This window comes from Corynebacterium oculi (genome assembly GCF_001412105.1).
Classification (GTDB): Bacteria; Actinomycetota; Actinomycetes; order Mycobacteriales; family Mycobacteriaceae; genus Corynebacterium; species Corynebacterium oculi.
This window is the reverse complement of the sequence record NZ_LKST01000003.1, coordinates 1-19,677: the sequence shown is the minus strand read 5'-3', so window position 1 is coordinate 19,677 and position 19,677 is coordinate 1. Positions and strand designations below refer to the sequence as shown.

General features: G+C 66.9%; 19 protein-coding genes, 1 rRNA gene and 1 pseudogene. 12 read left to right on the top strand and 9 right to left on the bottom strand.

All coding sequences use genetic code 11. From position 1 onward, the window contains the following. Positions 1 to 16 precede the first annotated feature (16 nt). Positions 17 to 688 (top strand): annotated as a pseudogene (locus tag Cocul_RS07545) (DUF1906 domain-containing protein); the annotation flags it as partial. A gap of 7 nt (positions 689 to 695) precedes the next feature. On the opposite strand, the gene Cocul_RS07540 reads toward Cocul_RS07545, so the two are convergent. Together Cocul_RS07540 and Cocul_RS07535 are read right to left on the bottom strand one after the other, a co-directional pair. Further along, complete coding sequence (locus Cocul_RS07540; protein ID WP_055122694.1) at positions 696 to 1,055, bottom strand: FKBP-type peptidyl-prolyl cis-trans isomerase; 360 nt, start codon at positions 1,053 to 1,055, stop codon at positions 696 to 698. Between the two features lie 121 nt (positions 1,056 to 1,176). Next, positions 1,177 to 2,472, bottom strand: a complete 1,296-nt coding sequence (locus Cocul_RS07535; RefSeq protein ID WP_082422234.1) for a citrate synthase — start codon at positions 2,470 to 2,472, stop codon at positions 1,177 to 1,179. 165 nt (positions 2,473 to 2,637) lie between these two features. Between Cocul_RS07535 and serC the strand changes: the two genes are divergently transcribed. The 6 genes from serC to Cocul_RS07505 all read left to right on the top strand — a co-directional run bounded on the left by serC (position 2,638) and on the right by Cocul_RS07505 (position 8,693). Beyond that, entirely contained in the window at positions 2,638 to 3,738 is a 1,101-nt protein-coding gene (serC, locus tag Cocul_RS07530; protein WP_055122693.1) for a phosphoserine transaminase, read from the top strand. 41 nt (positions 3,739 to 3,779) lie between these two features. Continuing rightward, a complete protein-coding gene (gene sepH / locus Cocul_RS07525; protein WP_055122692.1) occupies positions 3,780 to 4,490 on the top strand; it encodes a septation protein SepH in 711 nt (236 codons plus the stop codon). Beyond that, the gene (locus Cocul_RS07520) at positions 4,487 to 5,284 is read left to right on the top strand and encodes a DUF6928 family protein (protein WP_082422233.1); all 798 of its coding nucleotides are present in this window, start codon (positions 4,487 to 4,489) and stop codon (positions 5,282 to 5,284) included. Before sepH ends, Cocul_RS07520 begins: the two co-directional genes overlap by 4 nt. Positions 5,285 to 5,378: 94 nt before the next feature. Then, on the top strand, positions 5,379 to 5,882 hold the full coding sequence (locus Cocul_RS07515) for a PadR family transcriptional regulator (protein WP_055122690.1): 504 nt from the start codon (positions 5,379 to 5,381) through the stop codon (positions 5,880 to 5,882). Further along, complete coding sequence (locus Cocul_RS07510; protein ID WP_055122689.1) at positions 5,879 to 6,559, top strand: ABC transporter ATP-binding protein; 681 nt, start codon at positions 5,879 to 5,881, stop codon at positions 6,557 to 6,559. The genes Cocul_RS07515 and Cocul_RS07510 overlap by 4 nt, the downstream gene beginning before the upstream one ends. A gap of 4 nt (positions 6,560 to 6,563) precedes the next feature. Next, positions 6,564 to 8,693, top strand: coding sequence for an FtsX-like permease family protein (locus Cocul_RS07505; protein ID WP_055122688.1), 2,130 nt, complete (start codon positions 6,564 to 6,566; stop codon positions 8,691 to 8,693). Here the strand turns inward: Cocul_RS07505 and Cocul_RS07500 are convergent. From Cocul_RS07500 to Cocul_RS07490, 3 genes are read right to left on the bottom strand one after another with little or no spacing between them, the layout of a single operon-like run. Then, positions 8,638 to 9,426 (bottom strand): TrmH family RNA methyltransferase, encoded by a 789-nt coding sequence (locus tag Cocul_RS07500; protein WP_055122687.1) that lies wholly within the window; start codon positions 9,424 to 9,426, stop codon positions 8,638 to 8,640. The genes Cocul_RS07505 and Cocul_RS07500 overlap by 56 nt on opposite strands. A 3-nt stretch (positions 9,427 to 9,429) precedes the next feature. Beyond that, a complete protein-coding gene (locus tag Cocul_RS07495; protein WP_055122686.1) occupies positions 9,430 to 10,839 on the bottom strand; it encodes an NCS2 family permease in 1,410 nt (469 codons plus the stop codon). A gap of 26 nt (positions 10,840 to 10,865) precedes the next feature. Beyond that, a complete protein-coding gene (locus Cocul_RS07490) occupies positions 10,866 to 11,564 on the bottom strand; it encodes a DUF3027 domain-containing protein (RefSeq protein ID WP_055122685.1) in 699 nt (232 codons plus the stop codon). Positions 11,565 to 11,608: 44 nt separating this feature from the next. Here Cocul_RS07490 and Cocul_RS07485 point away from each other — a divergent pair, with 44 nt between their 5' ends. Then, complete coding sequence (locus Cocul_RS07485) at positions 11,609 to 12,148, top strand: DUF2771 domain-containing protein (RefSeq protein ID WP_055122684.1); 540 nt, start codon at positions 11,609 to 11,611, stop codon at positions 12,146 to 12,148. On the opposite strand, the gene Cocul_RS07480 is transcribed toward Cocul_RS07485, so the two are convergent. After that, positions 12,145 to 12,525: a cold-shock protein gene (locus Cocul_RS07480; RefSeq protein ID WP_055122683.1), complete on the bottom strand. Its 381-nt coding sequence runs from the start codon at positions 12,523 to 12,525 to the stop codon at positions 12,145 to 12,147. The two genes, Cocul_RS07485 and Cocul_RS07480, sit on opposite strands and share 4 nt — an antisense overlap. Positions 12,526 to 12,868: 343 nt before the next feature. Between Cocul_RS07480 and Cocul_RS07475 the strand changes: the two genes are divergently transcribed. Beyond that, positions 12,869 to 13,609, top strand: a complete 741-nt coding sequence (locus Cocul_RS07475) for a resuscitation-promoting factor Rpf1 domain-containing protein (RefSeq protein WP_055122682.1) — start codon at positions 12,869 to 12,871, stop codon at positions 13,607 to 13,609. Positions 13,610 to 13,665: 56 nt separating this feature from the next. Here Cocul_RS07475 and Cocul_RS07470 read toward each other — a convergent pair whose 3' ends face one another. Further along, entirely contained in the window at positions 13,666 to 13,857 is a 192-nt protein-coding gene (locus Cocul_RS07470; protein ID WP_055122681.1) for a hypothetical protein, read from the bottom strand. A 61-nt stretch (positions 13,858 to 13,918) separates the two neighbouring features. On the opposite strand from Cocul_RS07470, the gene Cocul_RS07465 reads away from it, so the two are divergent. From Cocul_RS07465 to Cocul_RS07455, 3 genes are read left to right on the top strand one after another with little or no spacing between them, the layout of a single operon-like run. Continuing rightward, positions 13,919 to 16,036: a helicase-associated domain-containing protein gene (locus Cocul_RS07465; RefSeq protein ID WP_055122680.1), complete on the top strand. Its 2,118-nt coding sequence runs from the start codon at positions 13,919 to 13,921 to the stop codon at positions 16,034 to 16,036. A 33-nt stretch (positions 16,037 to 16,069) separates the two neighbouring features. Next, entirely contained in the window at positions 16,070 to 17,701 is a 1,632-nt protein-coding gene (locus Cocul_RS07460) for a DNA repair helicase XPB (protein WP_055122679.1), read from the top strand. Positions 17,702 to 17,713: 12 nt separating this feature from the next. Next, positions 17,714 to 18,349, top strand: a complete 636-nt coding sequence (locus Cocul_RS07455; protein ID WP_055122678.1) for a DUF3239 domain-containing protein — start codon at positions 17,714 to 17,716, stop codon at positions 18,347 to 18,349. On the opposite strand, the gene Cocul_RS07450 is transcribed toward Cocul_RS07455, so the two are convergent. Beyond that, entirely contained in the window at positions 18,346 to 19,473 is a 1,128-nt protein-coding gene (locus tag Cocul_RS07450) for an aminotransferase class I/II-fold pyridoxal phosphate-dependent enzyme (protein WP_245622156.1), read from the bottom strand. The two genes, Cocul_RS07455 and Cocul_RS07450, sit on opposite strands and share 4 nt — an antisense overlap. An 86-nt stretch (positions 19,474 to 19,559) precedes the next feature. After that, a 5S ribosomal RNA gene (gene rrf / locus Cocul_RS07445) occupies positions 19,560 to 19,677 on the bottom strand.

Here is a 19,677-nt window from a genome sequence, read left to right as displayed (position 1 = left end):
CGCTAGAATCTCCCCCATGCAGAAAGCCGTGAACCGTCGTACCCTGCTCAAAGGCGCGGGCGTGGCCCTGGCGGGTGCCAGCGCCCTGGCCGCCACGCCGCACCGCACCGTGGTGGATTTCTCCGCCGGGGTGCCGTCTGCCGAGGCCATTAAGCAAGCCGGGCATATCGGCGCGGTGCGCTATGTTTCGCGCCCGCGCGCGGAGTGGATGAGGGCCAAGCCGGTGACGCTCGCGGAGACTCAGCATCTGGATACCGCCAGCGTGTACCAGTACGGCAAGGCGGAGACGGCGGACTGGCGGCAGGGTGCTCTCGGCGCGGCGGAGCACGTACCCCAGGCCATCGCTTTCCACGTCGCCGCCGGGGGCCCGCGCAATCGCCCCATCTACATGGCTATCGACGATAACCCCTCCCGCGCCGAGTACGAGCGGCTCATTCTCCCCTACCTCACCGCCGCCACGGTCGCCCTGGAGGCAGGCGGCTACCGATTGGGCGTGTATGCCAATCACCCCACTATTCAGTGGTGCCTAGAGGACGGCCTGGGCGAGTTCTTCTGGCAGCACGATTGGGGCTCGAACGGAAAAATCCACCCCAAGGCCACCATTCATCAGGTGGCGGGGTGGCAGTCCACGATCGAGGGCGTGACCGTGGACATCAACAACGTGTATGCCGCTGACTGGGGTCAGTGGCGCGCCGCTATTCGGCCTTGAGCAGGTCGATCACAAAGACCAGGGTTCGCCCGGAGAGCGGGTGTCCGCCGCCGGCAGGGCCGTAGGCCTGCTCGGGCGGGCAGATCAGCAGGCGACGCCCGCCTACCTTCATGCCGGGGATTCCCTCCTGCCAGCCCGCGATGAGGCGGTCGAGGGAAAACTCGATGCTTTGTTTACGATCCCAGGAGGAATCAAACTCCTGTCCGGTTTCAAAGTCCACTCCCACGTAGTGAACCTCCACGGTGCCGCCGGGCTGAGCCTCCGCGCCTTCGCCCACCACCAGGTCCTCAATGTGCAGGGTCTCGGGGGCAGGGCCAGCCGGGATGTCTATCTGCGGCTTTTCCATAGGGTAAAAGTCTCCTTGGTCTTGGGTACGGGAACTCACAGCCCATTCATACGTAAAAGGGCCGAAGAGCCATGGAAACCATTATAAATGGTTACTAGGCTCCTCGGCCCTCGCGCCACTCCTAGCGGGATTCGCGCGGGGTGACGGTGCGCAGCGTCTCGCCGGTGTAGATCTGGCGCGGGCGGTTGATCTTGGTGTTCATTTCCAGCTGCTCGCGGTAGTGGGCGATCCAGCCGGGCAGGCGGCCGATGGCAAAGAGCACGGTGAAGAAGTCCGTGGGGAAGCCCATGGCGCGGTAGATCAGGCCGGTGTAGAAGTCCACGTTCGGGTAGAGCTTGCGGGAGATGAAGTAGTCATCGCTCAGCGCGATCTCCTCCAGCTTCATCGCCAGGTCGAGCAGATGATCCCCGCCCAGGTGCTCCAGCACCTCGTGCGCGGTCTCCTTGACGATGGCCGCGCGCGGGTCGTAGTTCTTGTACACGCGGTGGCCGAAGCCCATCAGGCGGATGCCCTTTTCCTTGTTCTTCACGCGGTTCATGAAGTCCGTGGCGTCGCCGCCGTGGTTGTTCTGGATGTCCTCCAGCATTTCCAGCACGGCCTGGTTGGCGCCGCCGTGCAGCGGGCCGGACAGGGCGTTGATGCCGCCGGCGATGGAGACGAACATGTTGGCCTGGGCGGAGCCGATCATGCGCACGGTAGAGGTGGAGCAGTTCTGCTCGTGATCGGCGTGGAGGATCAGGAGCTTATCCAGGGCCTTGACCATCACCGGGTCTACCTCGTAGTGCTCGGTGGGGTAGCCGAACATCATGCGCAGGAAGTTCTCGCGCGCGTTCAGGGTGTTATCCGGGTAGAGGTAGGGCACACCCTTGGAGGCACGGTAGGCGTAGGCCGCCAGCATGGGCACCTTGGCCATGAGGCGCACGGTGGCCTTGTCCAGCTGCTCCTCGTCCAGGGGATCGAGCTGATCCTGGTAGTAGGTGGAGAGGATGTTCACGGAGGAGGCCAGCACGGACATGGGGTGCGCGTTGCGCGGGAATACGCGGAACTGGGCCTTGAAGTCCTCGTCGAGGAGCGTGTGGTGGCGGATCTCGTCGTTGAACTTGTGCAGTTCCTCCGCGGTGGGCAGTTCCCCCTTGATGAGGAGGTAGGAAACCTCGTTGAAGGTGGCATTTTCCGCGAGGTCGGCGATGTCGTAGCCGCGGTAGCGCAGCACGCCGGCGTCGCCGTCGATGTACGTAATCTTGGATTCGGTGGAGCCGGTGCTCACGTAACCGGGATCGAAGGTGACATAGCCCGTCTCGGAGAGCATCTTGCCCAGCTCGATGCCGGAGTTGCCCTCGGTGGCGGGCTTGATGCTCATCTCGTATTCCCCACCGGGGTAGTGAAGAACGGCCTTGTCGTTGCTGTTGGTAGCCACAGTTATCCCTTTCTCGATTACTTGGACAATCTAAACCGTACACTCAAATCAAGTTTGAGGCGATTGGTGCGCCTTTGCACAGGGTAGCAGACCCTGTGATATTCACAACACGGCCCGTTCGGGCTATGGTATAACCATTCCGTCCATCCGATAGAAAGTCACTCCATGTTCACCCTGCCCCCCGAACTTCTGCCCAGCGACGGCCGCTTTGGTTGTGGCCCCTCCAAGGTGCGCCCGGAACAGATCGAGGCCCTCTCCGCCCCCACCATCATGGGCACCTCGCACCGCCAACCCGCCGTGAAGAACGTGGTGGGGTCGATCCGCGAGGGACTCTCCTCCCTCTTCCGCCTCCCCGAGGGCTATGAGATCGTGCTGTCCCTGGGCGGTGCCACCGCCTTCTGGGACGCCGCCACCTTCGGCCTGATCGAGCGGCGCTCGGGACACCTCACCTATGGGGAGTTCTCCGGGAAGTTCGCCACCGCCGCGCGCAAGGCCCCCTGGTTGCAGGATCCCGCCATCGTCGAGTCCGCCCCCGGCACCGCCCCGCGCCCGCGCCCCATCGAGGACGTGGACGTGATCGCCTGGGCGCACAATGAGACGTCCACCGGCGCGATGGTGCCGGTGGAGCGCCCGGACGGCGAGACCCTCGTGGTGGTGGATGCCACCTCGGGCGCGGGCGGTCTGCCCGTGGACATGGCCCAGGCGGACGTGTACTACTTCTCCCCGCAGAAGTGCTTTGCCGCCGATGGTGGCCTGTGGCTGGCCGCCATGAGCCCCGCCGCCATCGAGCGCATCGAGCGGCTCCACGCGGAGCGCTTCATTCCGGCTTTCCTGGATCTCCAGACGTCCGTGGAAAACTCGCGCAAGAATCAGACCTACAACACCCCGGCGGTGGCCACCCTCCTCATGTTGGACGCCCAGGTGCAGTGGATGCTGGGTGAGGGCGGGCTGGACGCGATGGTGGAGCGCACCACGGCGTCGTCAAGCGCCCTGTATTCCTGGGCGGAGGCACACCCGCACGCCAGCCCCTTCGTGGCCGATCCCGCCTCCCGTTCCCTAGTGGTGGGCACCATCGACTTCGATGAGACTATCGACGCCGCCGCGCTCGCCGCCACGCTGCGCGCCAACGGGATCGTGGACGTGGAGCCCTACCGCAAGCTGGGCCGCAACCAGCTGCGCGTGGGCATGTTCCCGGCCATCGAGCCCGCTGACGTGGTGACTTTGACCAAGGCCGTGGACGCCATCCTGGAAGCCGGGGTTAACTAAGTTACAGTGTTGTAGTAAGCACTTCATCTCAAGGAGGCCAGATGCGCGAGCTGCACCTTGTCCGCGGCGAATCCACCGGGAGCACCCTGGTGCTCAGCGAGTCCCCGGAGGGGGAGCGCTTTAGCCTCGCCGTCGATGAGGTGCGCGCCATGCTCACGTCCGCCGAGGATAAGGGCGAACCCCGCGCGCTGCCGTTGCGTCCCCGCGATATTCAGGATCGGATTCGCGGCGGGGCCACGATCGCCCAGGTGGCGGAGCAGATGGAGGTCACCGAGGCCCGCGTGGAGCCCTACGCCCACCCGGTGCTGCTGGAACGCGCGCGGATCGCGGAGCTGGCCAAAAACTCCCACCCCGTGCGTGAGGACGGCCCGGCGCGCCTGAGCCTGTGGGAGGTTTTGGCCACGGCCCTCGCGGCGCGCGGCGAGGATCTTGCCACCAGCACCTGGGACGCCCACCGCGAGGCCGGGGGCCAGTGGATCGTGGCGGTGGCCTGGGGCGAGCACCGCGCGGAGTGGACGCTGCAAAACCACGCCTCTTCTTCCGCCACCACGGTGGCGCGCAACCCGCTGGCCTCGGAGTTGATGAGCCCGCCGCGGCTGACTCCCGTGGCGGAAGAGCCCGAGCCCCAGGCGGAGGAGGCCATGCCCGAGGAAACGCCCGCGCCGCCCAAGAAGCGCCGCAAGGCCGTCACCCCGCACTGGGAGGATGTCCTTCTGGGGGTCCGCACGAACACCAAGCGCCCCCGGTCATGAGCAGGCACGAGCGCCCGGTGACGCTGTGGTTCGTCTCCACCCCCGATCCCGCCTCGGTGCTCGCGGAGGAGCCGCGCGCCGATCGCGGGTTTGGGCGTAAGTATTTGGCCCAGCTCAATCCCTCCTGGCCGGTCACCCCCATCGGACAGTTTCCCTTTAATCGTTCGGCCCCGGCGTCTCGCGGGGAGTTCTACATCGCGGCGTTTCCGGGGGTGGCGCTGGTGCACACCCTGGTGGAGGATGCCTCGCGGCTCTCGCGCCTGGATTCCTCGTTGCGCTCCTCGATCCCGGCGCGCGACGTGTACGCCATCAGCGCCGGAACGGACGATTTTGGGGCCTTTGCCCACTGGCACGAGGGGGCGCTTCAGCGCAGCCTGGGGGCCCGGCGCGAGGAGTTGTTCGAGGACATCGGCCTTCCCGAGCCGTTTGAGGGCCCGTACTGGGCGGGCCAGCGCGCCACCCAGCCGGGGGGCATAGCCCTGCCCTTTATCCCCGCCGATCTGGCCCGCGAGGCGCAGCGCTCCTGGCTGGGGGTGGACGTCTCCCCCGAGGGGCCGGATATTCAGGTGGCGGGCTTTGCCATCGACGGCCGTCCGGAGCCCAGGGTGGATGAGCCGAGGGGCAGCCGCATGAGTATCGGAGAGTGGGCCGCGGACGCCACGGCCAAGCTCGGCCTGGGCCCGACCACGAAGCAGTACGACGATTACGAGCGGCAGAAGGAGGGCGATGAGTTCGCCCGCATGGCGGAGGGGATTACCCGCCGCGTGCGTTCGTGGTGGAAGTTCCGCCGCTAACTTCCCCACGAAAATTCCACGGAAATCCCCAGAAACCCTAGACAATCATCAGGTTACCCGGTAACTTACTCGGTAAGCACCGAGGAGGTAGCCCATGAGCATAAGAAATGCCCTGCTCAGCCTCTTGGCCGAGCAACCCCGCCCCGTGGGGCAACTACGAAGTTTGTTTGAGGATTCCACCGCCCACACCTGGCCCATCAACGTGGGCCAGGTGTACCAAACCGCCAAGCGGCTTGAACGCGATGGCCTCGTCGAAAAAACCGGAGACTCCCCCGAGGCCTATGCCCTCACCCCAGCCGGCCGCGCGGAACTGCACCGCTGGTGGGAACAGCCCGAACACAAGACCCCCGACGAGCGCGACGCCCTGGTCATCAAGGTGGCCATGGCGGCGCTTCGCCCGGAGGTCTCTCTCACCGAGCTCCTGGACGCCCAGCGCCAGGCCACCATGAGGCGACTACGCGAACTCACCAAGGAAAAAGCCCAGGCTCCTCCCGGCGCGCCGTGGCTGCTCCGCGAACGCCAGATCTTGGAGCTAGAAGCCGAGCTGCGCTGGATCGACCTCATCGAAGCCCACCCCACCCAAGGAGAACCGCAATGAACCCCACCGCCTTGACCCTGGAGAACGTCACCCGCCTTCATCAGGACGGCCCCACCACCGTCACCGCCCTGGATCGCGTCTCACTCTCCCTCGAACCGGGCGAGTTGGTGGCCATCACCGGCCGTTCTGGCTCCGGAAAGTCCACCCTGCTCAACGTGGCGGGCACCCTCGATGCCCCCACCTCCGGCCGGGTGCTCATTCAGGGGGTGGACACCTCGGATCTCAGCCCCACCGCCGCCGCGCATCTGCGCCGCACGCACGTGGGCTACGTGTTCCAGGAACTCAACCTCATTACCACGCTCACCGCCGCCGAGAACATCGCCCTGCCCCTGGAACTCGGGGGCACCAAGCGCGGACAGGCCCGCGAGCAGGCGCTCGCGGCTCTTGAGGAGCTGGATCTCACCCACTTGGCGGATCGCTTCCCCGCCGAGATTTCCGGTGGGCAGGCCCAGCGCATCGCCATCGCCCGCGCGCTCATCGGTGAGCGCAGGCTTTTGCTTGCCGACGAACCCACCGGAGCCCTCGATACCGCCACCGGGGAGGCCGTCATGGGGATCATTCGCCGCCGCGTGGAGGCCGGGGCCGGGTGCCTGCTGGTCACCCACGAGCCGCGCTTTGCCGCCTGGGCGGATCGCACCATCTACCTGCGCGACGGCGCCATCGTCGGAAAGGAGTAAAACTATGCCTAGCTTGATCGTTCCCGCCCGCCTCGCCCGCAGGGACATCGCCAAGCACCGCTGGCGCTCCCTGGTGGCCGTGCTCTTCTTTGCCTTGCCCATCGCCCTGGTTACGCTGCTGGGGTTTATGAACACCAGCGCCACCTACTCCTACGGCGACGGGCAGTCCGGCATCACGCTCGCGGAGGAGGGCACCGGCACCGACATGGAGAGGATCCGCGCGGTATTTCCCGACGAGGAGCTGGTGGCAAAGGCTCATGCCCTCGCCACCGTGCATTCCGGAGAGGCCATGGCGTATCTGGACGTTACGTATGCCTCCAACGGAGCAGATACCCTCACCATTCCAGAGGAAGCGGCGCGGGCGCTGGGTGTGGGAGAGGGCGATACCGTGGAGGTGCAGGCCCCCTGGGAGGAGGTCGCGCGCCCCTTGGCCGTGGAGTTGGGGAGCACCCGAGCCACGCTGCGGCTCTCCGTTCCCGCGGAGGAGATCGTCTCCGCCGATTTCCCCGCACCCGTGAGCTGGTACGGCACCAATCCCCACCTCGATGCCATCACCGCCGACGTGCAGGCGCACCCCGTCACGCACAGCGGGCCGGAACCCTCCACCCTCGTGCGGGATATTCTGCGGGGATCCACCGCCTTTGAAACCGCCAGCCTGGTCACCCTCGGGCTGCTCGCCCTCATCGTGCTGGCGGCCATGATCTCCCCGATCTTCGCCGTGGCGGCCCGCCGCCAGTACCACTCCATGCGGCTGCTCAGTATCAACGGCGCCGCCCCCGCGCAGCTTCGCTGGACGCTCTACTTTGAGGCGCTGGCGATCTCGGCGGTGGGCATCGTCCTGGGCCTGGCGCTGGGCATAGCCGGCTTCTTCCTCGTGGCCGCCACGAGCGATTACATCGTCACGGGCTTTGTTGTTCCCCTCGACATCATCGCCCTTTCCATCGCTTCCTCCCTCTTCTGCGCCTTGGCCGCCGCCGTGATCCCGGCCGTGCGGGCCTCGCGCCTGCGCTCCGGGGACGAGGCCCGCCTGCGCTGGCGCTGGCCGATGAGCATCGGCCCCGCGATCCTGGTGTTCGGGCTGTTGCTCACCCTCTCCGGGTCCGATTGGTCCGTGGTGGGCTATGGGATCTTTGGCATCGGCGCGGTCACCAGCACCCCGGCCCTGCTGTGGTTGCTCTCCCGCTGGGCCGCTCGCGGCCCGGTGCCGCTGCGCCTGGCCCTGCGCGATCTGTTCCGGCAGGTGCATCGCACCGCCCCGGCCATCGCCGCGATCCTGGGGCTGAGCTTTGTCATCGGGGTGATGTCCCTGGGCAGCACGTATCAATACGTGCAGGGGGATGGAAGCAACCCCATGCCCGTGGTCAACGCCAGGGCGAACGTGTACCTGGCCGATAGCGCGCCCGTGGAAAAGGAGATCCGGGAACTCTCCCAGGCCATCGGCGGGGTGCCGCCGGTGTACGTGTACAAGGATCTCGATGACAAGACCCTGGTCATCGACCCCGCCCGCCTGCCCGATTATCTGCGCTACACCACCACGGACATGGACGCCGGGGACATGGCCGAGGCCCAGCGCGCCCTGGAGCGCGGCGAGGTGGTGGAGAGCCAGTTCGGTGAAAGGATGAGCGCCCCGCGCGAGGGGCAGCGCACCTACCTCGACCGCGCCATCTTCTTCCCGGAGCGGGAACTCACCATGCGCCAGGAGTTCTCCGCCCGGCGCACCAGACAGGAACTCATCGAGGTTTCTTTCACCCCCGATCACCTCTACCGGCTCCGGGAGCACTACATCTTCCCCCTCACCCTGCTCTCCCTCGCCTGCCTGGCCGTGATGATCCTGCTGGCCGCGCTCTCCGTGGGCGAGACCCGCGCCGATCTCGTCACCATGTGGGCCGTCGGCGCGCCGCCGCGCCTGCTCTCCCGGATCTCCGCCATGCAGTCGCTGCTCATCGCCGTCATCGGGGTGGCCTCGGGGCTCCTCGCCACCCTGGTGGTCCAGGCCACCGCACGCGGCGGCGGCCTCTCGGAAGTACCGTGGTCGCTGTGGTTGCTCCTGCTCGTCGCGGTGCCGCTGCTCGGCTGGGCTAGCGGCGGAATAACTGCCGCTGTCTCTCATAGAAGGCGATCGCGGCGGAGGTAGCCACGTTGAGCGAGTCCGTGCCGGGGGCCATGGGTATCCGGGCGCGGACGTCGGTGGCGCGCATGGCGTGTTCGGTCAGGCCCGGGCCTTCCGCGCCCACCAGCAGCGCCACTTTCTCGGCGCCGTCGAGGGCCTCGGCCAGATGCACGGCCCGGGGGTGCGGGGTCATGGACACCAACCGGAATCCCGCCCGGCGCACCTCGTCGAGGCTGCGTTGCCAGGTGGTGAAGGTGCCGTCGAGATGGGCGAAAGGCAGCCGCAGCACGTGGCCCATGGAAACGCGCACGGAGCGTCGGTACAGCGGGTCGGCGCAGCCGTTGCCAAAGAGCACCCCGTCTACCCCCATGCCGGCGGCGTTGCGGAAGATCGCGCCGATGTTTTCGTGATCGCCCACGCCCTCCAGCACGGCGATGGTGCGCGCGCCGTCGAGCACCTGCTTCGGGGTGAGTGCGGGCACGCGCGCGGCGGTGGCCACCAGGCCGCGGTGCATGTCAAAACCCACCACGGCGGCCAGCGTCTCCCGGCTGACCTCGTAGACGGGGATCTCCGAAGGCACGCTTAAGGCGTCGAGCTTGGCGGGAAAGCCCACCACCTGTCGCACGGGGTAGGCGGAGTCCAGCAGCCTGCCCACCACCAGCGGCCCCTCGGCCACCACCAGGTCCGTGCGTTCGGTGTTGAGGTGGCGGATGTCGTCCAGGCGGGGGTCGGCGGGGTCGTCGATGCGTATTCTCATGGTTTATCCCTGAATCAGCGTCATGACCGGATCGACGGCAAAGTACACCACAAACAACGCGGAAACCAGCCACATGATCCAGTGCACCCGGCGGGCTTTCCCGGCGGCCACGGACATCGCCGTGAAGGTGATGAAGCCCACGCCGATGCCGTTGGCAATGGAATAGGTAAAGGGCATGACCACGATGGTGAGGAAGGCCGGGAGGGCCACCTCGAAGCTCCCCCATTCGATATCGCGCACCTGCGCCATCATCATCGCGCCCACCACCACGAGCACGGGGGCGGCGGCCTCGATCGGCACCACGGAGTACAGCGGGGTCAGGAACATCGCGGCCAGGAAGAGCAGGCCCGTGACCACGTTGGCCAGCCCGGTGCGCGCGCCGTCGCCCACGCCGGCGGCGGAGTCCGCGAAAACGGTATTGGAGGAGGTGGAGGCCACGCCGCCGACCACCGCTCCCGCGCCTTCTACCACCAGGGCGCGCTTGAGGTGGGGCAGGTTCCCTTGCTTATCGACGAGCCCCGCCTGCTTGCCCAGCGCGGTCATGGTACCCATCGCGTCAAAGAAGTTCGCCAACACCAGCGTGAAGATCAGCAGCGAGGCGGACAGCGCCCCGATCCGGGCGAAGGCCCCGAAGAGATCCACCTGCCCCACGATGGACAGATCCGGCAGCCCGCCCAGGGTCTCCGGGAGGGTAGGCACCGCGAGGGACCAATCCTCGGTGGGCTTGAGCAGAGCCTCGGCCACCATTGCTATCGCGGCGGTGAGCACGATGCCGATGAAAAGCCCGCCGCGCACGCGGCGCACCACCAGCGCCCCGCACAGCAGCACGCCCAGGACAAAGACGAACGTGGGCCAGGTGGAGATCGAGCCGCCCACGCCCAGGCCCACCGGCACGGTGGTGCCCGCGGCGTCCGGCACGCGGGTGACAAAGCCCGCGTCCACCAGTCCCACCAAGGCGATGAAAGCCCCGATCCCCACGCCGATGGCGGCCTTCATGGGGGCCGGGATCGCATTGAACACGGCCTCGCGGAATCCGCTGACCGCCAGGATCACGATGACGATGCCATCGAGCACCACCAGGCCCATCGCCTCCGGCCAGGTCAGCCCCTCCCCCGCCACCAGGGTCACAGCCACCAGCGTGTTGATGCCCAACCCGGCGGCGATGCCGAAGGGATACCGGGCGATCAGACCAAAGGCGATGGTCATCACGCCCGCGGCCAGGGCGGTGGCGGCGGCCACCCGGGGGATCCCCAGGGTATCGCCGTTGCTATCGGCGGTGGTGCCCAGGATCAGTGGGTTGAGCACCACGATGTAGGCCATGGCGAAGAAGGTAACCACGCCCGCCCGAACCTCGGTGCCCAGGGTGGAGCCGCGCTCGGTGATGTGGAAGTAACGATCCAAAGTGGTGGCCATAGCGTGCTTTCTCGTGCGGTGGTGGTTTAGAAGATCGGGCGCTCGTCGTCGAAGGCGCGCGCCGTGGGGTGGGAGCTTTCCCGTGGGGTCTCCGAGTGCGCCCCGCACCCATAGGAGGCATGCACCAGGTGGCCATCGGCAGAGTACTCGTTGGCGCACACCCCAAAGTTCTTGCCCCATTGCTCCCCGATGCCCAGATAAAAGGCGCAGTTCCCGCAGTGCAGGGCCGCTTTTTCCGCGAACTCACTCGTAGGGCCAAAGTCCCCGGTGCGCCAGCGCTGCACCGCCTCCGTTAATCCGGCCTCGCTGAGTTCGTGGCCCTGCGGGGTGGAGTTGAGGCGCTTATCACCGGGCTCCGGGGGCATGAGATCGCCGGGGTGGAGGTCCCCCGGCTGGACGCGCTCCGCCCAGGGCACCCATTGCGGTGCCCGCAGCGCCTCCCCGTGCGGGGCGGGTACCAGGGATACCTCGTTGACCGTGACCTTGCGGCTGCCCGGCGCGCAGGCCACCACCACCTGCCACTCCCACCCGGCGTAGCCGGGAATATCGGCGGCAAATCGGTGAATGGCCGCGTTGCGATCCACCGGCTGCACCCCCACGTGGTCGCCGGCCTCCTCCCCCAGGTCCACCAGGGCCTCGGCGGCCACGTCGGTGGCGCGGCGCGAGAACAGCGGGTTCTTTGTGCGATCTTTCTTTCCGTATCGTTGGGTGGGCACGAAGCCCATTATCGCCCACCGATACCCCGCCGAACTAATTAGACTGGATTTTCATGGCCGCAAGGAAGAAAGGCAAGCACCGCTCCCTGGTGCAGATTCTCGCGCTGATCATCACCGTGGTGATCGTGATCGTGGCGCTGTACTTGTTCCAAACCTGGTGGAATAACCGGCCCGATCCCGAGCCACAGGATATTCGCCTCACCGCCACCGTGGGCGAGCAGAGCATGGAGCTCTCCCCCTACATGGTGTGCGAGGTGGGGGCCACCTGCGAGGGCGGCGAGGTGCCCACGATCGGGGTGGGGGAAGAGGACGCGCTGGTGCTGGATCTCCCGGAGCCGGTGTATGACCACCATTGGAGCCTGCTCACCATTTATGATGACCCCGCCTATAACGATGAGAAGGTCTACGAGGGCCACCAGCAGCGCTCGGTGAGCGTGCCCGGCTCGGTGGAGCCCGCCGAGGAGGGCTCGCCGCGCCCGCGCCTCATGGTGGTGGAGGTGAACTCCGCGCTCATTGGGCAGGACGATCAGGGGGAGCCCACCCCGTTTTCTACGGTGTGGTCCGTGGGCAACGCGGAGGTTCCCCGCTCCTAGGCGTCGAGTTCCTTGGCCACGGCGCGGAGGATCTCCGCGACCTGGTGGCCGGTTTTGCGATCGGGGAAGCGCCCGGCGCGCAGATCCGGCTGCACGCGGGCCTCCAGCAGGGAGACCACGTCCGCGATCATGCTGTTGAGCTGATCGGGGCTGTAGCGGTGGTGTGGCTTGCGGGGCTTATCCAGAACCTTGATGCGCAGCGCCTGGGGGCCTTTGCGCCCGGAGGCGAAGTCAAACTCGATGCGCTGGCCGGGGTATAGTTCCGTGACCCCCTCCGGTAACACCTGCTTGCCCACGTAGACGTCCTCGTCGCCGGGGTTGGACACAAAGCCAAACCCTCGCTCGGCGTCATACCACTTCACTTTTCCTACCGGCATGAGCAGTCACCCCTATTTCTCTCGGACACCACTTTTTAACGAAATAAAACATCATACACCCCGCGAGTCACAACCGCACCACCGCAACCTTGGCGTGTTGCGGATCACATATCTTTTCCGCACCCCGCTGACCAGGAACATTCCTGTGCCTGCCGCCCGCCTCTCGGGAAAAATTGGCGCTCCGGACGAAAAAACGTGACAAAAACGTTATAAATCGTTAGCCTCTATCCCCAGGTGCGGTTCGCCCCGGGCGGGCCGCCTGATTGTGAACGAGTGTGCCACCGGGTACCACGATCTCATCCATTCAACGGCGTAAAGCGCCACAGAGAGGAAAACTCAGACCATGGGACGCCATACCGCCATGACCACCTCGATCTTTACCAAGCTGGCCCTTGGGTCCATTGCCGTGGGCACCGCCTCTGCCCTGATCGCCCCCGCCGCCTCCGCCGCTCCCGATTCCGATTGGGACGCCCTAGCGCAGTGCGAGGCCGGCGGCGACTGGTCCATCAACACGGGTAACGGTTACCACGGTGGCCTTCAGTTCAACCCGCAGACCTGGACCGCCCACGGCGGCGGCGAGTTCGCCCCCACCGCCAACCAGGCAACCCGCGAGGAGCAGATCGTGGTGGCCGAGCGCGTGCTGGCCAGCCAGGGCTGGGGCGCATGGCCCGCCTGTTCCCAGCGCCTGGGCCTGAACTCCGCCCCCTCCGAGCGCACCGCGCCGTCTGCGCGCGCCGTGGAGGCCGTGCCCGCCGAGGCCCCCACCGTGGCCGAGGACATCGCCATTCCGGCCGAGGTGTCCAGCGACCAGGTGACCATCACCGAGATTTCCTCCGGCGAGCCGCTTGCGCCCGCCACCCAGCTGTACTTCCTGGCCATCACCGCCCTGCAAAAGGCCGGCCTGGAGGTGCCGGAGGAGCTCACCGATCTGTTCTTCCAGTACTCCAACGACGCGGATGCCTTCTATGAGGAGGCCACCGCCCTCGTCGAGCCGATGCTGGCCGAGACCGGCCTGGATCAGTACGTGGCGGAGGGCACCGACTCCCTGGAGTCCGCCCTCAAGCAGATCATCACCCTGTTCTAAGCCGCATGAAGGTGGGGCCGCTGTTGCGATAACAGCGGCCCCACCTTTGGTATTTCTTACTTGTTGATGCGGGTGTAGGGGTGGACGTACCCCAGCTCCCCCTGCGGGATCGGAAGTGAAAGCTCGTCGCCGAAGGGGCTCGACGCCCCGGCGTAGCGGCCAATAAGCTCCGTTACCACATGGCCTTCGCCCTCGAAGTGCTGCGGCCAACCCGGATCGACGTACCCTTTTTTCTCAACCTTAGACATACGCCTATTCTGTCAAAGTTCCCCGCAAAAGGTAACTCGTTCTCCCCCTCCTCTTACACCCATGCCGCTTTCCTATCAGACCTGGCTCCAGGGGCGCAGCCCGCAGCAGCTCGCCTCCCTGTTGAGGCTGCGCCCGGATACCGCGCTGCCCGTTCCCCCCTCAGTGGCCTCGCTGGCCACCCGGCTACGGATTCGTTCCTCGGTGGCCCGCGCGCTGCGCCGCCTCACCGCGGTGGAACTCTCCGCCGCGGAGGCCGCTACCGAGGCGGGGGCGGAGTTTCAGCCGGTGGAGCGCGCCCGGATCGTCGATCGCCTGGCCGCGTACCTGCCCGGCACCACGAGCACCACCGTGGCGTCGAAGGCACTGGATCGGTTAGAGGAGGCCGGCCTGCTCTACGGGGACGAGCGGGTCATGCTCCTCAAGGAGGTTGTGGGCAGCCTTCCCCCGGATTGGCGGCTGCTGGGGGACACCGCCTTGACCGAGGCGGAGATCGCTCGCCGCATTGAGGGCCTCGATCCCACCCGCCGCGCCATGCTCGATACCCTGGCCGCCTCGGCGGGCATGGGGCTAACCCGAGACGACGATCTGGTGGCCTCCGGGTTGGTCGTCCGGGTGGACGAGCACACGGTGCGCCTGCCGCTGGCGGTGCGCAGGGTGCTGAGCGGGGCCAGCCCCGCGCACGTTCCGCTTGCCCCGCCCGCGGGGCGGCCGATCGCGGATACCCGGGCTATCGACGAAGCCGGCGTGGCCGCCGGGCTCGACGCCGTGCGCCTGATCGCCCAGATCATCAAGGCCCTGGGTGATCGCCCCCTGGTGCTGCTGCGCGGCGGCGGAATCGGGGTCCGCGAGACCCGCCGCCTGGCCCGCGATCTCCGCATCGAGGTGCCGCTTACCAAGCGGCTCCTCTGCTTGGCGCAGGCCGCGGGCCTGGTGGATACCGGAGAGCCCGATCCCCTCCCGGAGGGGGATCACCAGTATGCGGCCCCTACCCCGCAGGCAGATGCGTGGCTTGCGGCCGAACCCGCCCAACGTCTGGAGGCTCTGGTGGCCGGGTGGCGGGCCTCGCGCTGGGCGTACTGGGCCGGGGAGAAGATCCTCGATGAGGAGGACCCCCGCCTGCCCACCCTGCGCGGAATCGTGCTCGCCCCCTACCTCGCGGCACCCGCCCACCTCAGTACACCGGAGGCCGCCAGCGCCGCGCTCTTTCACGCGCCGGTGATCGCCAGCGGCCTCTCCCCGGAGACGCTGACGCAGCTGCGCGAGGAGGCCGAATGGATGGGGGCTGTGGCCCACGGGGCGGCCACCGCTCTGGTCCGCCCCGGCGCGAACGCGGCCAGCCTCGTCCCCGCCACCGTGGATCAGGTGATCCTCCAGGCGGACATGACGGCCCTGGCTCCCGGCCCGCTGGAATACCGAGTGGAGGCGGGGCTGAGCCTCATGGCGGATCTGGAGTCGCCGGGCTTGGCCTCGGTGTACCGCTTCAGCGAGGACTCCGTGCGCCGGGCCTTCGATGCCGGGCGCAGCAGCCGCGATCTCCTCTCCTTTCTTTCCGCGCATTCCCTGGGATCGCTGCCGCAGGCCCTCGCCTATCTGATCGAGGAGATGGGTTCCCGCCACGGCGCGCTGCGCGGCGGCGCCGCCCTGTGTTATCTGCGCTGCGAGGATCCCACCATGCTCAGCGCCGCGATCCACGCCAGTTCCTCCTTGCGCGCCCTGGCGCCCACGGTGGCGATCTCCGAGGCTCCCCTGGGGCAGGTGATCGCGGAGTTGCAGGCGGCGGGGCTGCGCCCGGCGGCCGAGGATGCTGCTGGGATCAGCATTGACCTGCGCCCCACTCCCTCGAGGATCACCGCCTCGGGGTCGCGGCGGCGGGCGCGCGGCAGGGGCACGCCGAGGCTCACCGAGGAGCGCATCGCGGGGGTCGTCGATAAGCTGCTGGCCTCCGGGGAGGCACCGGAGGCCAGCGAGGAGGAGGATCACGTGGCCGTGCTGGGGGCGGCGGCGCGCGGCGCGCGCACCGTGGTGGTGGGCTATGTGGACGCAAGCGGCGGCGCGGTGCGGCGCACGCTGCGGCCCCTGCGGATCACCGCCGGGCACATGGACGCGATGGATCCGGCCACGGGCACGGCGCACCGCATTGGCCTGCACCGCGTGACCTCGGTGCGGCTAGTACCATGAAAAGGTCATGCCCCTGATTAGATAAGGAATCGCGTGCCCGGCCCCCTCATCGTGCAATCGGATAAGACCGTGCTCCTGGAAACCGCGCACCCGCAGGCCGATGCGGCCCGCGCCGCCCTGGCGCCCTTTGCGGAGTTGGAGCGCGCCCCGGAGCACGTGCACACCTACCGGATCACCCCGCTGGCCCTGTGGAACGCGCGGGCTGCGGGCCACGACGCCGAGCAGGCCATCGACGTCCTGGAGCGCTACGCCCGTTTCCCCGTGCCCCAGGCGCTGCTCATCGACGTCGCGGAGACCATGTCCCGCTACGGGCGCACTCGCCTGTACAAGGACCCCGCCCACGGCCTCGTGCTGGAGGCGGAGGATCCCGCGATCCTGGAGGAGCTGCTGCGGCATAAGAAGATCGCGCCCATGCTGGGCACCCGCCTGGACGAAGGCAGCATCATCGTGCACCCCTCCGAGCGCGGCCGCCTCAAGCAGGAGTTGCTCAAGGTCGGCTGGCCCGCGGAGGATCGCGCGGGCTACGTGGACGGGGAGTCCCACCCGCTCGCTCTGACTACGGATTGGCGGCTGCGGGACTATCAGCGCCACGCCACGGAGGCCTTCTGGGCAGGTGGCTCCGGCGTGGTGGTGCTGCCCTGCGGCTCCGGCAAGACCATCGTGGGGGCCGCCACGATGGCCAAGGCGCAGGCCACCACCCTTATTCTTGTCACCAACACGGTGGCCGGGCGGCAGTGGCGCGACGAGCTGCTGCGCCGTACCACCCTCACGGCGGAGGAGATCGGGGAATACTCCGGGGAGAAAAAGGAGATCCGCCCCATCACCATCGCCACCTATCAGGTGGTCACCCGCAAGTACAAGGGAGAGTACCGGGCCCTGGAGCTCTTCGACTCTCGCGACTGGGGGCTTATCATTTACGACGAGGTGCATCTTCTCCCCGCCCCCGTGTTCCGCATGACCTCGGACTTGCAGTCGCGGCGTCGGCTCGGCCTCACCGCCACCCTGGTGCGCGAGGACGGCCGGGAGGGGGACGTCTTTTCCCTCATCGGCCCGCAGCGTTACGAGGCCCCCTGGAAGGATCTGGAAAATTCCGGCTTCATCGCCACCGCCCGCTGCACCGAGGTGCGCACCACGATGAGCCCGGAGGAACGCATGCTCTACGCCACCGCCCCGGCCCGCGAGCATTACCGGATCGCCGCCTGCTCCGACGCCAAGGACGAGGTTGTGGCGGCCCTGCTGCGCAGGCACGCGGGACAGCCCACCCTCATCATCGGCGCCTACATCGAGCAGATTCAGCAGATCACCGCGCGGCATCAGATCCCGCTTATCGACGGCTCCACCAGCACCGCCAGGAGGGAAAGGTACTTCGAGCAGTTCCGCACCGGGGAGATCAGCCGCCTAGTGGTGTCCAAGGTGGCGAACTTTTCCATCGACCTCCCCGAGGCCAGCGTGGCCATTCAGGTATCCGGCACCTTTGGTTCCCGTCAGGAGGAGGCCCAGCGCCTGGGCAGGCTGCTGCGCCCCAAGGCAGAGGGCGGGGAGGCGCACTTTTATACCGTGGTGACCCGCGATAGCCTAGACGCCCAGTACGCCGTGCACCGCCAGCGCTTCCTCGCCGAGCAGGGCTACGCTTATCACATCATCGACGCCGCCGACGTGACCTAAAGAGGAGACACCGTGCCATTTTCCTTCACCGTGGATGAGGCCTGGGCCAAGAAAAACAACGAGCTGCTGCGTGATACCCGCCGCCTGCGCCTCAGCGCCTTCCTCCTGGGTGCCGTGCTGCTCGCCGCGGGCCTGGGTATTGCCAACTTTGTGGGTGGCGTGGGCGGGATCATCGTGGCCGGAATCTTTGCGGTGCTCGCCATCGTCTTCGTCATCATCGGCATCATCGCCCCCGCCAAGGTGGGCGGCGCGCAGCAACTCTACGACGCCTATCCCCTGACTCCGGCGATCATCGCGGAGGTCAATGCCCGCGACATCGTGCTCATGGCCCTGGTGAACACCAGCCTCGATCCGCACAAGCCCCCGCGCTGGGGCCTCGCCCTGCGCACCGTGACCTCCATCAAAGGCCACGAGCGCAAACAGGGAACCCGCGTGCCCGCCGTGGCCGTGGCCGGACGGCGCACCACCCGCAACGAGGGCTTCTGGGACGAGGTCACCCCCATGCCCATCGCCTGGGGTACCCCCGACCCCGACGTCGTCACCGCCGCCCGCAAGGCCATACCGCACCAGCAGTGGGACATCCTGGAAAAGAACCTCAAGAACCTGGACAAGGTCAAGGCCACCCGGCTGAACCTCCTGGTGCTCTAGGCGCTTTGTTCTTCTATCCGGCGAGTGGCCTCCGCCATCGCCTCCTCGCTCTTGCAAAAGCAAAAGCGGTAATAGCCCTCCCAGTTCTCGGGGACGTCGCTCAGCGCACCCACCGGGAGCGCCACCACCCCCTCCGGCAGCGCCCCCTCATGGGGCTCATGCGCCACCAGGAAGTACGATCCGCGCGTGGGGTGCACCCGCCAGCCGTTTCTTTCCAGCGCATCCGCCAGTAATGCCCTGCGGCGGGTGAGCTTTCCCTGCCACTGCGTGACCCATGTGTTCTCCTCCCGTAACACATGGGCCACCGCCGCCTGAAACGGGGTGGTGCTCACAAAGGTGAGATACTGCTTAGCCTTGGTCACCGCCCCCACCAGGTCCGACGGCCCCAACACCCACCCCGTTTTCCACCCGGTGACGTTGAAGGTCTTAGCCGCCGAGGACACCGTGATCGTGCGATCCTCCAGTCCCGGGACGCTCGCGGTGGGAAGGAACCCCTCCCCTGGCGCAAGCAGACGTTCATAGACTTCATCGGAGATCACCGTGAGGTTATGCTCCTTGACTAGCGCGGCTAAGGCTCTGAGCTGCTCCTCCGAGAAAATCGCGCCCGTGGGGTTATGCGGATTATTCACGATGATCGCCCTTGTGCGCGGGCCCACGGCGGCCTCGATCGCCGCCACGTCTATCCCCCACGTCCCCTCCTGCGTTAGCCTCAACGGGACGCTGCGGCGCAGCCCACCCGCGAAAGAGATAGCCGCCGCGTAGGCATCATAAAAGGGATCGAGAACGATCACCTCATCCCCCGGATTCACCGTGGCCAAGACCGCCGCCATGATTCCCTCCGTGGCGCCCGACGTCACGCAAACCTGGGAATCAGGATTCCACCGCTGTCCCAAACGTGCACGACGCTCCTCGCTGATGGCTTGGCGCAATTCCGGGATCCCGGTTAACGGAGCGTATTGATTATGCCCTCGGGCTATCTCCTCTTGCGCGATCCTGAGCATGCCCACAGGGCCGTCTTCGTCTGGGAAGCCCTGGGCGAGATTAACAGCTCCTGTTTGCCGCGCACGAGCGGATAATTCCGCGAAGATCGTCTGACTCATCGAGGCCACGCGATTAGAAATCATCATTTCAGAGTAACAACAAGAAGGCGTGGGTGGAAAGAACTGTTTCTTTCCACCCACGCCTTACTTTGCTTTTATTAATTTTTAGTGTTGGCGGCAACCTACTCTCCCACACCCCAACGAATGCAGTACCATCAGCATGAAATGGGCTTAGCTCACCGGGTTCGAAAAGGGACCGGGCGTTTCCCCACCACCATCAACCACCAA

Coding starts and splice junctions, on each gene's coding strand:
- Cocul_RS07470 (WP_055122681.1), bottom strand. CDS start 13,857: ATGTCTAAGGTTGAGAAAAAAGGGTACGTCGATCCGGGTTGGCCGCAG.
- Cocul_RS07505 (WP_055122688.1), top strand. CDS start 6,564: ATGCCTAGCTTGATCGTTCCCGCCCGCCTCGCCCGCAGGGACATCGCC.
- Cocul_RS07450 (WP_245622156.1), bottom strand. CDS start 19,473: ATGATTTCTAATCGCGTGGCCTCGATGAGTCAGACGATCTTCGCGGAA.
- Cocul_RS07485 (WP_055122684.1), top strand. CDS start 11,609: ATGGCCGCAAGGAAGAAAGGCAAGCACCGCTCCCTGGTGCAGATTCTC.
- Cocul_RS07515 (WP_055122690.1), top strand. CDS start 5,379: ATGAGCATAAGAAATGCCCTGCTCAGCCTCTTGGCCGAGCAACCCCGC.
- Cocul_RS07480 (WP_055122683.1), bottom strand. CDS start 12,525: ATGCCGGTAGGAAAAGTGAAGTGGTATGACGCCGAGCGAGGGTTTGGC.
- Cocul_RS07490 (WP_055122685.1), bottom strand. CDS start 11,564: ATGGGCTTCGTGCCCACCCAACGATACGGAAAGAAAGATCGCACAAAG.
- Cocul_RS07540 (WP_055122694.1), bottom strand. CDS start 1,055: ATGGAAAAGCCGCAGATAGACATCCCGGCTGGCCCTGCCCCCGAGACC.
- sepH (WP_055122692.1), top strand. CDS start 3,780: ATGCGCGAGCTGCACCTTGTCCGCGGCGAATCCACCGGGAGCACCCTG.
- Cocul_RS07475 (WP_055122682.1), top strand. CDS start 12,869: ATGGGACGCCATACCGCCATGACCACCTCGATCTTTACCAAGCTGGCC.
- Cocul_RS07520 (WP_082422233.1), top strand. CDS start 4,487: ATGAGCAGGCACGAGCGCCCGGTGACGCTGTGGTTCGTCTCCACCCCC.
- Cocul_RS07510 (WP_055122689.1), top strand. CDS start 5,879: ATGAACCCCACCGCCTTGACCCTGGAGAACGTCACCCGCCTTCATCAG.
- Cocul_RS07495 (WP_055122686.1), bottom strand. CDS start 10,839: ATGGCCACCACTTTGGATCGTTACTTCCACATCACCGAGCGCGGCTCC.
- Cocul_RS07500 (WP_055122687.1), bottom strand. CDS start 9,426: ATGAGAATACGCATCGACGACCCCGCCGACCCCCGCCTGGACGACATC.
- serC (WP_055122693.1), top strand. CDS start 2,638: ATGTTCACCCTGCCCCCCGAACTTCTGCCCAGCGACGGCCGCTTTGGT.
- Cocul_RS07465 (WP_055122680.1), top strand. CDS start 13,919: ATGCCGCTTTCCTATCAGACCTGGCTCCAGGGGCGCAGCCCGCAGCAG.